The following is a 13,324-nucleotide window of genomic DNA, read 5'->3' as shown; positions in this document are numbered from 1 at the left end:
GACTGTACATTCATCCATCAGCATTACCTGTTACGGATGGTCATTTGCAGTCGTTAGGGTTCTCATCGGAGGTAAATAGTGGGTCACCTTCTATCTTGGCAAGTTCTATACCACCAAAAATCAGAAGTCCTATTCCAAAGGTAAACATGAACCATACCTGGAAAATTGTAGAATCACCCATTGTAATTAACCCTGCTATCCCAAAGAAGAATAAGATGAAATCTGTTAAAAATGTGTACACCAGCATTCCCTTAATATCAAAAAAGAATTTCACCACCAGCATACTAAGTAGCCACAGAACTATCATGCCCATTTTCTTTCACTCCTTTGATTTTACCACGGTCTTGACTCAATTCAAATATTAACCGTTATTATGACGTTCCATCATGCTGTTTCCAACATGAAGGGGCTGTTGTTGGTCAACCCCGAAAGAGCCGTAGCTCTTGTACCCTGTGCGACCAGGGCTGTTAAAAACTCAAAGTCCATGCCAGCCTGATGTGCAACAGCACCACTGCGCTCTACGCCAGCGGCCAAATCCTGTGCAGATACACCGGCATTATGTGATAACTTCGTGTATACGTCTATGATATTGTTTGAATACGCAATAGCCTCCGCAGTGCTTTTGGCTTGCATACCAAACTGGAACATTGCTGCCTCAACTGCTTTCGTAGATTCTTCAATGGAGAAGTTATCTGCAATTGCAAGTTTGGCAGTCTGCTCTGTTAAAGCATTGACTGTGTTCTGGTCCTTATACATGCGCCCCCACAGCCTTGCCGATTCAACGATTTCCTCAGTAACAGCACCATACCTGGAAGCTACATTTATCAACTTTGTCTGCTCTTCCTCAAGTGCCTGACGGTTTTTATGAATGGATGGCATTACGGTCTCCAAATTCTTTATGGACTCATCCACTTTTGTTATGGTCTCACCGAATCTCGCGAGAAAATCATAGCTTTCATAAAAACCAAATGCTCCACCGACCCAACGCAACTTGTGTCCCCAGCCTTTAAAGGATGTGCTCTGCAAAATCTCCATCTGCCTCGCAACTTCTTTGGCTTCCTTGCGTGCCCTCACAAGCTCCGCTGCAGTTTTGTTGATATACTGTCTTATTCCGGTGTTGCCAGGATTCCTGTTAAGTTCAGTATACAGCCGTTCCAAAGATGATGTCAAGGATGACACCTTAGAAGATGCAGAAGAAAAATATGAATTTTGCCATGCCATCGCATTATCAATCGCGCGGGTACGATTGACTTCTTTTGCGTCCCTGCCTACCAGCGGAGCCTCACGCAATTCCTGTGTTGCCCCAGTCTGTTCCCAGTCACGCTTCAGCTTTGCCACGCGCCTCTCGGAAGCATCGATATCCCTCTGTTTGATTTCTACGCCGGACTGTATCATCTGATTCTGCCTTGCAAGTTCCTGAGAATATGCAAATGCGATATCCCTGATTTTCTGTTGTTTCCGTGCGGATTCATCGAGGCCAGAGAACGGTGGCATGTAGTGCGCTTTGTATTCCTCTGGGGTCTGGGTCAATCTGCGACCGGTATACTTACCGCCCAGGGATTCAATCTTACCGATTTGCTTTTCGAGGAACTGGAACATGCTCAGGTATGCCTTCGGAGTAACATTGTCCAGCATGTCATACTGTTGCCAGCGATTAGATATGTTCTTCTCTGCTTTGGCAATCGTGTTATTATTCTGGATTTCCTGCATACGTTCCTTAGCTTCTTGAGCCAGTCTGCGTTTATGAGCTTCTTCCTTCGCTTTTTCAATGGCAGTATTATTTCTTTGCCATGCTTTAAGATTCTCACGAAGCTGTTTGTTATTTGCATCCAAACGAGCACGCTCTGCCTTCTGCTCTTCTTTGGCTTGAGCAAACTTTTCTTGGGCGAGAAGTTTTGCCGTGCGGTCGCTGTATTCCCTTTGCTCCTTGGCGATTTGGGCCTCTTCTGCCATGCGCTCTTGCACCGCAAGTTTCGTTGTACGGGCCTTGTATTCCTCAGCCTCCCTGATTGCCTGAGCTTCCTGCTTAGCACGTTCCTTCATCTGTTCCTGTAATTGCTCGGAAAGTCTCTTGCTCTCCTGCTCTCTCAAGCGAATCTGTTCGTCAATAAGGTTTGTCCCAGGTCTGGTATTGTTTAGGTTAGTTGCCTGTGCTTTCTGCTCAAGCGCATTACGCTCATTTGCCAGCCATACTAAATCTTCCTGCTTCGGTTGCCATCCACCTTCAAGCATAGCTGCACTCTGGAGAATCTTTACGTTCCTAAGTCTTGCTCCTACAGTGGAATTTCCCTGCACCATACCATCAGTATTCTGGTTTGCCTTGAGCATCGCGAGGACTTTATCGTAATCCATTTCCTTCTTGGATTTTTCCTTAGTTTCTTTCTTCGGAATATCATTGGAGCCCTTAGCCACTTCCCTGGTCTGAGCTATGATGGTTACGTTTGTATCACGCAACTCCTTGAGCTTCTTGAGGCAATTGTCTACCACAGAGTTAAACTGGCTTGCATCAGCATTAATGGCCAATTTGAATGGCTCCAGCTTATCAATGCTCTTTCTAAGCTCTGCAATTTTCTTGTGGAAGGCAGTAGAATCAACACTGATGTCGATGCCTTTCAGGGCCTCCTTTAATCCAGCGACATCAAGATGTACAGGGATGTTTCCCTTTGATTTAATCTGCTCCAGCTTGGCAATAACAGTATTTACCTGCTCATTAAACTGATTGAGATTCAGAGATATCCCGGACACAGACGATGTAGCCTTTTGATGCTCCCTGATTTTCGCAAGGAAATTTTCATAGCTACCCATAGTTGGGTCAACGAAATTCTTGGTACTGATGACCTTCCCTGCTTTGAGTATGGCAATCATATTGTCATAACGATTCTTCTCAGCTTGCCAACGTTCCCTGGTCGGCGCAATGCCACGCTCAATAAGGTTGTTCATTTCCCTCTGCATGGCATTGTAGCCAGACAAATCTTTCACGTATTCCTTATAATAATCGTCGCCATGAGTTGTCCTGCTATAACGAGGAAGAAGCTCCTCATAACCGGCGGTGTTCAGGGTCTTATTGAGACCACCTAATGTTTCCATGCGACGGTCATAGGTGCGCTTAGAAGTTATACGGGATGTATCGTTGAGCCTATTGAGTAAAGCCTCGCGCTTAGCAAGGGCCGCCTGAATTTCGTTGTTCTCCTGCTGAACCTGTACCACAATGTTCTGCGCAGGTTTTCCAATAGGTTCGGTCTTCTGAGCGCTGTTATTCTTGGTAACTTCGGCCAGTTTCTTCTGTTCAGTAACTGTCTCCCTCACGGCTTTGGTAACTTCTTGTTGTGCTTTAGCTTCCTGCTTGGTTGCCTCCACAGATTTCTCTACCGCAACCCGCTCTTCCTTCTTGGCCTCAGTGGTAGCCTTTACCTCCTGGGTAATCGTCGGCTGTCTCTTGACTGCCTCGGCCCCAGCTTTTTCCAGAGCATTTGCAAGATTGTGTGCATTGTCGTACTGATATTTAACATCGCTCAGCAGACGTTCATTTACCGCCCCCTTGCTACCAACAATCCCCTTGAGTATCGCACCCTGACCAGCCGCTTTATTCAATGCAGTTACGATGTTATTTATCCTACCAAGCTCGCCCTCTGTTATCCCAACATCTTTATTGGCAACCTGCCTAAGCAATTCACCAGCGATGGTATTACTTTCACTCATGAGCTTACTGTAGGCCTTCACCATCTTTATATGCATTTCAGGGCCTTCATTGAGTTTGGCAAGGTTCAATCGCCCAGCTTTCTACAATCTTTCGTCAAGCGCATTAAAGGCATCACCTACATCAAGGGACTTGATTATCTTCTCGCGTTCCTTAGCGGCGGCCTTAAGCTCACTGTTATCACGCTTGACCTTTTCGACAACCGGCGAAGTCTTTGGCGATGCCTCTATGCTACCAATAGACCTCGTAGCTATCTTGAGTGCCTTGACCATTTCGGTGAGTTTGCCAATGAGGTTTATGAGTTCCGTTGCTGACTTAATAAACTTATCGAGGTCCAAGGATGCCAAAACCTTATCGCTCTCAACTTTCTTGAGAGTGGATACTTCATCACTGAGCTTCTTTACAGCCTTTGCGTTATCCTCGATTTTCTTGGTCGCACCGGTAGCCCCAACATTCTCAATAGCTTCCTTGGCATGCTGGTTTACCAAAGCCACCTTCTGGATTACGGTGTCGAGTTTGCCAGCAGTGGTTTCCAATTTGTGAATGAGAGCATCCGCACCTTCCTCAGTAAACTTAAGAGGAATTGCACTAAGTTCTCCAGCTTCCTTCTTAATGTCATTAACAAGTTTTACAATTTTCTCTTTTGCCCGCTTAGGGATATCAAGGTCTATCGTAAGATTCGAGGTATTCTTTATTTTGAGTAATGTGGCGGCCAAGCTGGACATTTGTTCATTGATTGTTTCCACATTCGCTTTGATGCTTATTTCCAGTTCAGGTCCTTTAATTGCCATGGCTTACATCCCTCCCAAAAGTTTTCTAATGGCAGCATCGCCCTCTAATGGCTTTGTCTCGCCTTTCATTTCACGCTCCAATGCTTCTGCATTTTCATTCATGCCTTCCAATAAGTCCTCCATTTGATTAATGCGAAGATTACCTATGTCCTCCATCGTCATGCTTGTATTCTGAACAATGGAAGCAAATAAGTTTCTCCATTCAGTTTTCTCCTTTACATCACTTTTTTTTTGAACTGCGACATGCCCAGGAAAGTATTGATAATCTCCCTAGCAGTCGCCATATCCAGCCATTCCTCTATCTGCTCACGGCTTTCACGATAATCCAAGGCACATTCAATAATCTCCAAAAGGTCATCCTTGAAGCCGTTGTTATAATCTATGTTGCCGTCCTTGTCCTTAACCACTTCTCCATCCTCGCTCACAGGAGCCAGGAGGTACATGGTCAGAAAATCAGGGTTATATTTCTCGGTAAATGAGGTTACAATCTGCAAATCCTTGAAGCGCACCGAGAATACTTTGTGCTTCTTGTTGTTCCTGTCAATAACCGTTTCATACATCGAAATAGTATTTGTTTCCATCGTAATTCCTCCCAATAAAAAATAATGGGGAGAGCCTTGGCCCTCCCCTCTCATTCTCACAGCTTCGTGATAGTAATGGTTGCAAAGTCTTCCCTGCCATCGCCTGGGTCAAGAATCTTGACGGTCAAGGTAGGAGTGCTTGCGGAATCACGCGCAGTCTCAATTGCCAGCTCACCATTTGCACGGACACGACGGGCATAGATATCAATCTGATACTTATTGCCATTTGCATCCTCGGTAGTGAACATCCAAGTGAACTCGGAAACCTCTGGCATAGCGTTCTTAAGCATTTCAGCCGCCACGGAAGCAGAGCTGTCAGCACGGAACCACACGTTATACTCACCGTCTTCCAAGGTAACATTGTCACCAACAGTAATGGAACCGGTTGCAGAGATTGCAACGACATCATCGCCAGCATCGGTTGCTACAGGTACGCTCTTACCATCAGGGCCTACCATTGCAATAACCTCGACACCAGTTACAGGAACAGTATCGTCGGTCAGCTTGGCGCTGTCCTTGGTAATCTTTACCATGTAGTTACGCTTGTTGCCACTGGTGCTGGTCTTGGTTCCCTGGGCAATATCAACCTGAGACAGCTTGAAGTCAGCGTTGGTAATCTCAACGGTGCCTTCCTTCTGAGTCAGATAGGTGTACAGAGGGAACAGGGAGTCGCCACCGTATACATCCTCAGAGCTGGTGGTAACATTCAGCTTCATGGACTGAGCAGTGGTGAACTCAAGAATCTTGCCCTATACGGTCTTGAGTACGCCCTTGCCAATGCCATGGAGCAATACCGGAGTGTTCAAAATATTTGCTACGTTAGCCATATATACATCATCCTTTCTTATGTAGAAATCAGAGGGGTAAATTCTAATCTATATTTGTATACTGCGTGTACGCCGCTTTGCGACTGTCCTTCATTGCGAACTCTTTCATTAAAATGCTTATGCATTGTGTCTACGATTATATTTCTTATCGCCGGGACTTCATTGCGCATCGTAGCATAGATGTCAATATACAGATACCCCCGATTGGCAAAGTCATTATATGTGGTCCATGCCTCGTTGAAGTACATGGCTATAAATGGGAGCCTATCGGATTCATACCCTTCTGCCATTACATCCTCTTCTCTTATCTTGATTGCATAGTCCTCATCACGGTCTATCCTCAAGAGGTCTTTTAGTTCATCATTGTTGGCGAATAAAGACCATAATTCGTCAATATATTCAAATGCGTTCATTTAGATAATACCTCGCTCAAGTAGTTTGCCATATCCTGAGTTATACCATCGCCGATAACCTCGATTAACTCTGTATCCTTTATTTTCCATCGTGGACGATTGGTGTCAAACTCAATGATGTTAAGTATGCTACCTATTATGGATTTTGCATCACGGGCCAGCGTTTTCATTTTCCCATGAAAAGTAAATGCCTCCGTATTCAATCCATATTTACCGCCGAGACCAGAACCTTTATGTGGAACACCATCAAGGTCTTTATAGTACCCGCTACGAGTAAAGATTCTCAGTTTGTTATACGCAGGGCCACCCGTTTTCTCACCTTTATTTTCACCACTTGATATCACGGTGCTTTGCTTCCGGGATTTACCTTTATGCTTATATCGTTCCCTTGCATCAGCAAGTCTGCCCAGCTCATTAAAATATGGGCTCTACATATAGTCCTTAAAGAGCCTCGTCTTCGTAAATGACAGATTCACGCCTCTTCCTGAGCCATCATCTGCATGGCCCTTACCAAACTCCATAGTCCACATTCGCTGACCTGAGAATAGCATCTTCAGCTTTATCGTATTGTCATCCGCGCTTACAATTACGCTTCCATGCGCCCTGCCTGGGTAATCATCCCCACCTGTTGCCCATTTCTTTTTGGCTTGCTCGACAACATGCTGACCATATTTCAACAGCTAACGCTGTGTTTGTTTACACTGTTTTCCTCGCATCTTCTGATACCTGTATTACCCACACATCCCTGTATTTATCTTTGGCAATATCGTCAATCTGGAATATGCCATCGTCACTCTTGATACGTTGCATATCCCTTATTCTATCGTCAGGCTGTACAAAGAATTTCTTTACAACCTTCGGAAGAAAACCAGCGTCATAGAACGTAACATAAGCACTCTGGTCTTGGCAGTAGCTTGGAACATTCCCAAGCACAAGCTCCTCTCGGATTCCTGTGCGCTTATGGTTTTTATCAAGCTCATTAACGATATTGTAGATGTCGATGTGAGTATTAATTCTCTTGCCCTGCATGGATACGCAATCGGCTCCAATCTGCTTGGCAACGATAATCATCTGGTCGGGAGTTTCATGGTCGATGCGTGTAAGCAAGTCCCCATTAACAACCTTTGTTCCAAGTGGCAAAACCAGGTTCTTGTGGTCAGAAATGGTGTACGGGTCCTGTGTTTTACCACGCCTCAATACAAGCCCCTCCTCAGTGAAGCCACGCTCGCACTGTAATCGCTCAAGCCTGTCTGAGTAAAACTCCAATACACTGCTCATCGTATCTCCACGCCCCTTAACATAACTTTAATCTCTTCCGTGAATACGCCTTCATCCGACAGCGTAACCTTGATGTCGTAGTCATCACGCTGTTTCCATCGCATGACACCGCCCATCTGCTTGATATTGCAAGCAAGGATGCCACATGCTCTCTTGAGCTGTTCAGGAATAACATTGTAGCCACTGTGGTATACGATGTTAATACTTGATGGAACCGACCTAAACATCAGCTCACTTGGCATGGTGAATGTGAAATACAGAGAAAGGTTATCGTCAAAATCAATGCAATCAACAGGAAGCTCAAGTTTCTGGTCACCGAAAATACTGCGTACCTTAGCCGTGATTTTATCAATGCAGATACGAGGGAAATGATTGAGCTTGCCACGGTATTCCCCATGGCGTTGCTTCAATTCCACTCGCTCAACACGCTGAACCGGAAGAAAGCTAGTACCTTTGTACGCATCAATCAAGGTTGTCGCTGCTTCCACATGCTCCATGGTTACGCCACGGACAAGACCGCAGTAAATCGGTATCTCGCTTTCCTTAATGTAACTCATTTCAATAATCCTTTTACCGCACCTGGATTACTCAGAACAACCTTGCCATCATGTACAGGAACAAGACTTCCATTTACCATGATATACGTAAAGTCTCTGTACTGCTCAAGCAGCTCATATTCCTTCAATTCAAACGGTTGCAGAGTAACAATAGCGCCTTTCTTTTCTACAGCTTTACTAGCTGCTGCCTTAGTAGTCCTTGCCATTTCAATTCTCCTTCATAAGATAAACAGGAGGCTTAATAGCCCCCTGCTTATGCAGTTACCTCATAGGTCATAATGAAGTGTGCGCCGGTATGAGCACCGTGAACAATGTAGTTCGCAAAGTCCATGACGAACTTATCGGTCAACAGGCGGTCATTGGCCAGCGGATTGTCAGGGTTGGCAATCTCGTAGGTCTGAGGGCCATCATTGAACATGTAAATCTTATCAATCATGGAGGTGTTCAGGGCCACAATAGAGTGGGTGGTCTTACCAGCATCGGTCACCGGTTTGATGAACGGAGTCAGTACAATTGGCAGTTTGCCCATCGGAGTATAGAATGCTGGCACGGAAATACCAGGAATAATCTCAGTATCAACCGGCTTGGAATAGATTTCGCGAGCCTGCTCCTGCTTCAGCAGAATATCATAGGTTGCAGGGTTCATGCAGATAACATCAGGGTAATTGCTGTAATCCAGACGAGTCATCAGGGAAGCAATCTTCGTAGTCAGGGAATCTGCAATATTAGCACCTTCTACAATGGCGGTCTTATCGGTAATCTGGCTCAATACACCGCAGTATACCAGGTCGGTCTACGCAGTACCATCAAGAGTACCAGTACCATTCCAGAAGTCATTCGCAGTCTTGCGGGAGAAGTCAACGAACATATCATTGTAGTCCTTCGCAATCAGGTCTTCCATAACGCCATAGGTCTCCTCCAGCTTCTTGTCGAAGAAGTCATAACGGATACCGGTGATATAGCAACGGGCAAATGCCTGCTTCCAGTTATCACGGTCGTAATCGGTATTCAGGGTAGTCGGACGATAGGAAGGAGCCTCCTTGGTGCCAAAGCCAGCACGAGGGTCAACAGCCTGAGTGTTCTCAGGAATTGCCTTCTGCTCATTCCATACATGCGGATACCCAAGTGCCTGAACATGGTTCACCTTGAAGTCAATCGCAAAATCGCGCTTCAGGTAATCCTTCAGCACAGGGTCGTAATCACCAATAATCATTACGTGCCCCTGGTTTACGTAGTTAATCGGGCTTTCAGATGCTCTATAAAGCTTTCTATTATACATAATCTATCAACCTTCTTTCTCAGTTAGCATTGATGTTCAGACGGGCAATGGCACGCAGCTTTTCCATAGCGGACATGGAAGAAGCATTAATCTGCTTAATCTTCTCAGCCTTATCGCTCTGTACCTCAAGATTCGGATTTGCCTGTGCCTTCTGACCGGTCTTCGGCTCAGGGATGCTTGGTTTCTCGACGGAAGCCTTCAGCGCCTCAACAGTAGCCTTCAGCTCAGTAATCGCATCCTCGGTTTCCTTGGATGCCTTCACCGGCTCATCCACCGGCGCCTCTGACTCAGGCTTCTGCTCAGGTTCCTCCTGTGCCTTTACGATGTTGTCCAAAGTTGCGTTGATAGCAGCCACGGACTCTACCAGGCTATTAACTGTCTCTTCAAGGGACGCCTTCATCTGCTCTGCACTCTCTGCTACGGAAGCCTTTACCTGCTCCGCAATCTCATTCTTCAATTTCTCATCCATATTGTTATCACTCCTCATCGCTGCAATCTTATCAATGAATGTCTGAGAAAACGCTGCTACATTGCTCCACAGCATTGCACAGCCAACGCCCTCAAATTCATCAATATATTGGATATTATTTTTGTCATCGTTGTGTACCTTGGTCGGGTACATTTCAATGCTAAAACCTAATGAATCCATCGTGTTAATGGTAAGCTCTGCCAGCCACGGGTACTTGTCTTTCCACATGGCAATCTCTGCCATAAGATTGTCTCCCTGCGCTTTGCATTTGCGAACAAAGCCGATGATGGTATTCCCATGCCCAGAAAGAATTTCCTCCGGCGAATAGAATTCGTCGAAGCCATCGCCAAACATACCAGCAGGAAGCACGCAGTTGACAGGCATACCAACGAAACTCTTGCCACACGCATCAACGGACTCCTGTGTAAAGCATATGTTATAACCACCTGCTCCATATGGCGCACCCGTACTTGGCTCACCAATCTTGGCAATACAGCCATTGATAATCATCAGGTTCTTCTCTTTTGATAGGGTTACATTACTCAGTGATGCTTTGATTCTCTCCATTTATCTCACCACCTTTCATGTATCCTTTTTGCTACCGCTGGTGTCTTTAGTCTGGCCATTTCCGTTGAATCCCCCAGCTAATCCGTTGTCCACATTAATTTTCACTGTTTTCTCCGGATAGGTCATGGACGCATAAGGGCTATCGCTCTGAGCGTACCCCATGTTGTCACGGAACTCGTTTTCGGTGATAGCGCCGCGATAGTATTCATCAATCAATCGTTTGGACTTTATGGTTTTCTGCTGTTCAGATTCCTCGTATACCAATCGGAACTTAAGGATACCTCCCCAGCCGAGTGCACCAATGACATAAGTGTTAATCAAATCCTCATACATGGAGGCATAAGGCTTAATCAGTTCCTGCATCACTGCATTCTCCTGGTCTTCGCCAGTGCTCCTGTCATTAGCAATCATTAAACCAAGTTTTTCAGGTGGCAGTCCAAAGGCCACACCGATAATCGCAGTCAACTTATCCTGCCAGTTTAAATAACTGGATTCACCAAAGCTGGAGCGTATCTGCTTGGTTTCAATTTCTGTACCGTTGATAATCGGTATCTTGCCAGTGCCCTCAATTTCTTCATTGAAATACTGGACAAATCTCTCACGTTCATCGTTGGATACATCCTTCAGGTCAATCAGATAATCCGCAGTACCATTGGTAGCTTTTGAATTGCTCTGGTCGACTGCTGACAAATAGTAATCAATGTACCTATAAGCAGTCATGACAGGGCTCAGGCCATAAGGCTGATACGTGAAATACTCACGCTGGAGATATGCAACCTCCTTGGCAGTAAAATATTTCATTCCATCCGCCTGTTGCTGACAATACCTTGCAGCATCAGGGTCCGAATAACAATATGGCGTCAAGTGCTGAATGGTACTTCCGTCAATTGGATAGAGGAACAATGGATGACTTGCATCATCTGACCTTGCAATTTCCACTGTCATGGCATCGAGTACCAGCGCATCATCAAGGATTCTTTTGAGAAACTAATCCTTACTATCAACCACATTAGGATGTTCAATGATATTCTTTAGCACTGCAATCTGCCTTATGCATTTCCCTCGCCCACCGATGACATCGATGCGGTAATCCTGCCTGGCAAGAGCGTCCTGTACAATCATGATTGCCTTGCGGACGATAGGTTCTCGTGAGAAATTTCTTAGCTGTCTCACGGTCGGATTCTTCGGCAAAACAGATTTCGTTTTGACATGCTGTGGCAACCGTGTACCATACCTGTCCGTCGGAAGCAATTTCATCAACGGTGGCGTGATTACACTTGCCAAATACTTTCTTACACTGTTAAACAATTTCTCACCTCATTCCTATCGCTTTTTTCAGAAAATCAAAAGTTCCATTGCGTTTCTCTTTTGCCCCCGCACTACTAAAACCAAACGAAGTTTTGTTTGTGCTCAGCATAGGAGCCAACGCTGACTCCAGGCAATCCGGAGCATCATCGTGTCCCTTCGGATAGTTCCTCAACTGCGAAAGCAATATCTTTTGACTTGCTTTGAATTTTATGTAACCATTCTTGATATGCGGAACCAAGCTCTCAATACGGCTACTCTTGCTGTCTCCTGACTTACGATAGACCTCTATCCAGTCAAGGTATATTCCAGCATTAACCATATCTCGCTTCAAGGTACTGCTAAAGAATGCTTGCATCTGATTTGTCTCTACGACAATGCTTGGTTTATATTTGTAATACCTCGCAATTATTTCCTTGGCATCTTCAATAATCTTATCAGGGGTGCGCTTCTGAACGTCGGCTTCAAGGACGTAGAAATAGTTATCCATGCCACGTCCCACAGCAACAATTGCGCTATAGTCATTCTTGCGCTTCGCTGATACCGCTGGGTCAATGGCAATGCACATTTCACGTATATCAGGCGCATCGACATAATAGTTATCCTCAAGCCACTGGGTCTTAAAGACTCTCGTGTTTTCTGTCTGAGGGTCATTCATGTACTCACTGGCAAAACTTTCCTCGTCGGCTACACGACGCTCCATTAGGTATCTGTACATGTCCGGCCTCTGGTCTGGCCAAAGCACCTCCGTGCCCTCAAGCATTTCCTCTTTATGCTCTTTGTAAAATGCCACCGCATCATCATAAGCATGGTCGCCACGTTCCAAGTCCGTAATAATGTCTTCCCATTCACCCCACAAAGGACTTCTGGAAAATTCAATTACAGCCTGAAATCTCTTGCGTGCCCATGAGCTGTAACCAGCATTGGTGAGCATGTGGTACAAGAGACTTTCGTAGGAGAGTACCGTACCAATGTAGATAAAGTCTGCACTGACACTGCCCATTGGAAGAACATCGGAGTTAAACCATTTTTCGAGGTCACGCGTCTGCGTTGGGCTCGATACCTGTTCAGGAGTTTCCAAGTCATCAAGGATAACAATATCAGGTCGTGTGCCATTAAAATTCAATCCTCGCATCTGCTGCCCCGCCGAGCGACCTGTAACAAACACTTTGTTCTGAGTAAGAAGCTCCGTGTTGTTCCAAAGGTCATCACTGGTCAGGTCACCGAAATCCTGCCTCAATCTCTGGTTGGTCTCAAGCGCCGTCCTGATATTCAACAGAAACTGCTTTGACACCGTGCCAGTAGCCGAGACAATAACGATGAACTTCTTGTAGTTGTACACTATCAACCATAAGACATAACCGAATGATATAAGTGTTGACTTTGCATGACCACGCGGCGATGCAACCACAGTTCTTGTTTCTTCGTTGCTATGCTCAAAAGTGATATCCTCCAGCTTGTTAATCAGCCAGTCATGGAACTTATGGCTCCACGGCTATGCAAAGCTGTCAGCCAGGTAATATTCGCAAAACAACTTAAAATCATGGGCGCATTTGTCTT

The 13,324-nt window shown here is 45.5% G+C and carries 15 protein-coding genes; all 15 read right to left on the bottom strand.

The window, feature by feature from the left end:
* Positions 1 to 40: 40 nt before the first annotated feature.
* Entirely contained in the window at positions 41 to 313 is a 273-nt protein-coding gene (locus ACI3UA_RS05265; RefSeq protein ID WP_439723783.1) for a hypothetical protein, read from the bottom strand.
* A gap of 71 nt (positions 314 to 384) precedes the next feature.
* A complete protein-coding gene (locus tag ACI3UA_RS05260) occupies positions 385 to 3,768 on the bottom strand; it encodes a phage tail tape measure protein (RefSeq protein ID WP_439723782.1) in 3,384 nt (1,127 codons plus the stop codon).
* A 12-nt stretch (positions 3,769 to 3,780) separates the two neighbouring features.
* Complete coding sequence (locus ACI3UA_RS05255) at positions 3,781 to 4,488, bottom strand: hypothetical protein (protein ID WP_439723781.1); 708 nt, start codon at positions 4,486 to 4,488, stop codon at positions 3,781 to 3,783.
* Between the two features lie 215 nt (positions 4,489 to 4,703).
* Positions 4,704 to 5,069, bottom strand: coding sequence for a hypothetical protein (locus tag ACI3UA_RS05250; protein WP_439723780.1), 366 nt, complete (start codon positions 5,067 to 5,069; stop codon positions 4,704 to 4,706).
* Positions 5,070 to 5,125: 56 nt separating this feature from the next.
* Entirely contained in the window at positions 5,126 to 5,785 is a 660-nt protein-coding gene (locus ACI3UA_RS05245) for a hypothetical protein (protein WP_439723779.1), read from the bottom strand.
* Positions 5,786 to 5,913: 128 nt separating this feature from the next.
* Positions 5,914 to 6,309 carry a hypothetical protein gene (locus ACI3UA_RS05240; protein WP_439723778.1) on the bottom strand — a complete coding sequence of 132 codons (396 nt, stop codon included), beginning with the start codon at positions 6,307 to 6,309 and terminating at the stop codon, positions 5,914 to 5,916.
* Positions 6,306 to 6,653, bottom strand: coding sequence for a hypothetical protein (locus tag ACI3UA_RS05235; RefSeq protein WP_439723777.1), 348 nt, complete (start codon positions 6,651 to 6,653; stop codon positions 6,306 to 6,308). The genes ACI3UA_RS05240 and ACI3UA_RS05235 overlap by 4 nt, the downstream gene beginning before the upstream one ends.
* Positions 6,654 to 7,005: 352 nt before the next feature.
* The gene (locus ACI3UA_RS05230) at positions 7,006 to 7,587 is read right to left on the bottom strand and encodes a hypothetical protein (RefSeq protein WP_439723776.1); all 582 of its coding nucleotides are present in this window, start codon (positions 7,585 to 7,587) and stop codon (positions 7,006 to 7,008) included.
* Positions 7,584 to 8,144, bottom strand: coding sequence for a hypothetical protein (locus ACI3UA_RS05225; RefSeq protein ID WP_439723775.1), 561 nt, complete (start codon positions 8,142 to 8,144; stop codon positions 7,584 to 7,586). The genes ACI3UA_RS05230 and ACI3UA_RS05225 overlap by 4 nt, the downstream gene beginning before the upstream one ends.
* A complete protein-coding gene (locus ACI3UA_RS05220; RefSeq protein ID WP_439723774.1) occupies positions 8,141 to 8,350 on the bottom strand; it encodes a hypothetical protein in 210 nt (69 codons plus the stop codon). The genes ACI3UA_RS05225 and ACI3UA_RS05220 overlap by 4 nt, the downstream gene beginning before the upstream one ends.
* A gap of 47 nt (positions 8,351 to 8,397) precedes the next feature.
* On the bottom strand, positions 8,398 to 8,913 hold the full coding sequence (locus tag ACI3UA_RS05215; RefSeq protein WP_439723773.1) for a hypothetical protein: 516 nt from the start codon (positions 8,911 to 8,913) through the stop codon (positions 8,398 to 8,400).
* Between the two features lie 24 nt (positions 8,914 to 8,937).
* Positions 8,938 to 9,423, bottom strand: a complete 486-nt coding sequence (locus ACI3UA_RS05210) for a hypothetical protein (RefSeq protein ID WP_439723772.1) — start codon at positions 9,421 to 9,423, stop codon at positions 8,938 to 8,940.
* Between the two features lie 19 nt (positions 9,424 to 9,442).
* The gene (locus ACI3UA_RS05205) at positions 9,443 to 10,459 is read right to left on the bottom strand and encodes a hypothetical protein (RefSeq protein ID WP_439723771.1); all 1,017 of its coding nucleotides are present in this window, start codon (positions 10,457 to 10,459) and stop codon (positions 9,443 to 9,445) included.
* 15 nt (positions 10,460 to 10,474) lie between these two features.
* Positions 10,475 to 11,434, bottom strand: a complete 960-nt coding sequence (locus ACI3UA_RS05200; RefSeq protein ID WP_439723784.1) for a phage portal protein — start codon at positions 11,432 to 11,434, stop codon at positions 10,475 to 10,477.
* A gap of 337 nt (positions 11,435 to 11,771) precedes the next feature.
* Positions 11,772 to 13,040 (bottom strand): phage terminase large subunit, encoded by a 1,269-nt coding sequence (gene terL / locus ACI3UA_RS05195; protein WP_439723770.1) that lies wholly within the window; start codon positions 13,038 to 13,040, stop codon positions 11,772 to 11,774.
* Positions 13,041 to 13,324 lie beyond the last annotated feature (284 nt).

It is taken from the genome of Anaerovibrio sp. (assembly GCF_051866355.1).
In the GTDB taxonomy this organism is placed as follows: Bacteria; Bacillota; Negativicutes; order Selenomonadales; family Selenomonadaceae; genus Anaerovibrio.
The sequence above is the reverse complement of the archived record's forward strand: the minus strand, read 5'-3'. Positions and strand labels throughout refer to the sequence as shown.

Excerpts from the sequence above, each read along its gene's own strand:
- ACI3UA_RS05265 (WP_439723783.1), bottom strand. The coding sequence starts at position 313 with ATGGGCATGATAGTTCTGTGGCTACTTAGTATGCTGGTGGTGAAATTC.
- ACI3UA_RS05255 (WP_439723781.1), bottom strand. The coding sequence starts at position 4,488 with ATGGCAATTAAAGGACCTGAACTGGAAATAAGCATCAAAGCGAATGTG.
- ACI3UA_RS05250 (WP_439723780.1), bottom strand. The coding sequence starts at position 5,069 with ATGGAAACAAATACTATTTCGATGTATGAAACGGTTATTGACAGGAAC.
- ACI3UA_RS05245 (WP_439723779.1), bottom strand. The coding sequence starts at position 5,785 with ATGAAGCTGAATGTTACCACCAGCTCTGAGGATGTATACGGTGGCGAC.
- ACI3UA_RS05240 (WP_439723778.1), bottom strand. The coding sequence starts at position 6,309 with ATGAACGCATTTGAATATATTGACGAATTATGGTCTTTATTCGCCAAC.
- ACI3UA_RS05230 (WP_439723776.1), bottom strand. The coding sequence starts at position 7,587 with ATGAGCAGTGTATTGGAGTTTTACTCAGACAGGCTTGAGCGATTACAG.
- ACI3UA_RS05225 (WP_439723775.1), bottom strand. The coding sequence starts at position 8,144 with ATGAGTTACATTAAGGAAAGCGAGATACCGATTTACTGCGGTCTTGTC.
- ACI3UA_RS05220 (WP_439723774.1), bottom strand. The coding sequence starts at position 8,350 with ATGGCAAGGACTACTAAGGCAGCAGCTAGTAAAGCTGTAGAAAAGAAA.
- ACI3UA_RS05210 (WP_439723772.1), bottom strand. The coding sequence starts at position 9,423 with ATGTATAATAGAAAGCTTTATAGAGCATCTGAAAGCCCGATTAACTAC.
- ACI3UA_RS05205 (WP_439723771.1), bottom strand. The coding sequence starts at position 10,459 with ATGGAGAGAATCAAAGCATCACTGAGTAATGTAACCCTATCAAAAGAG.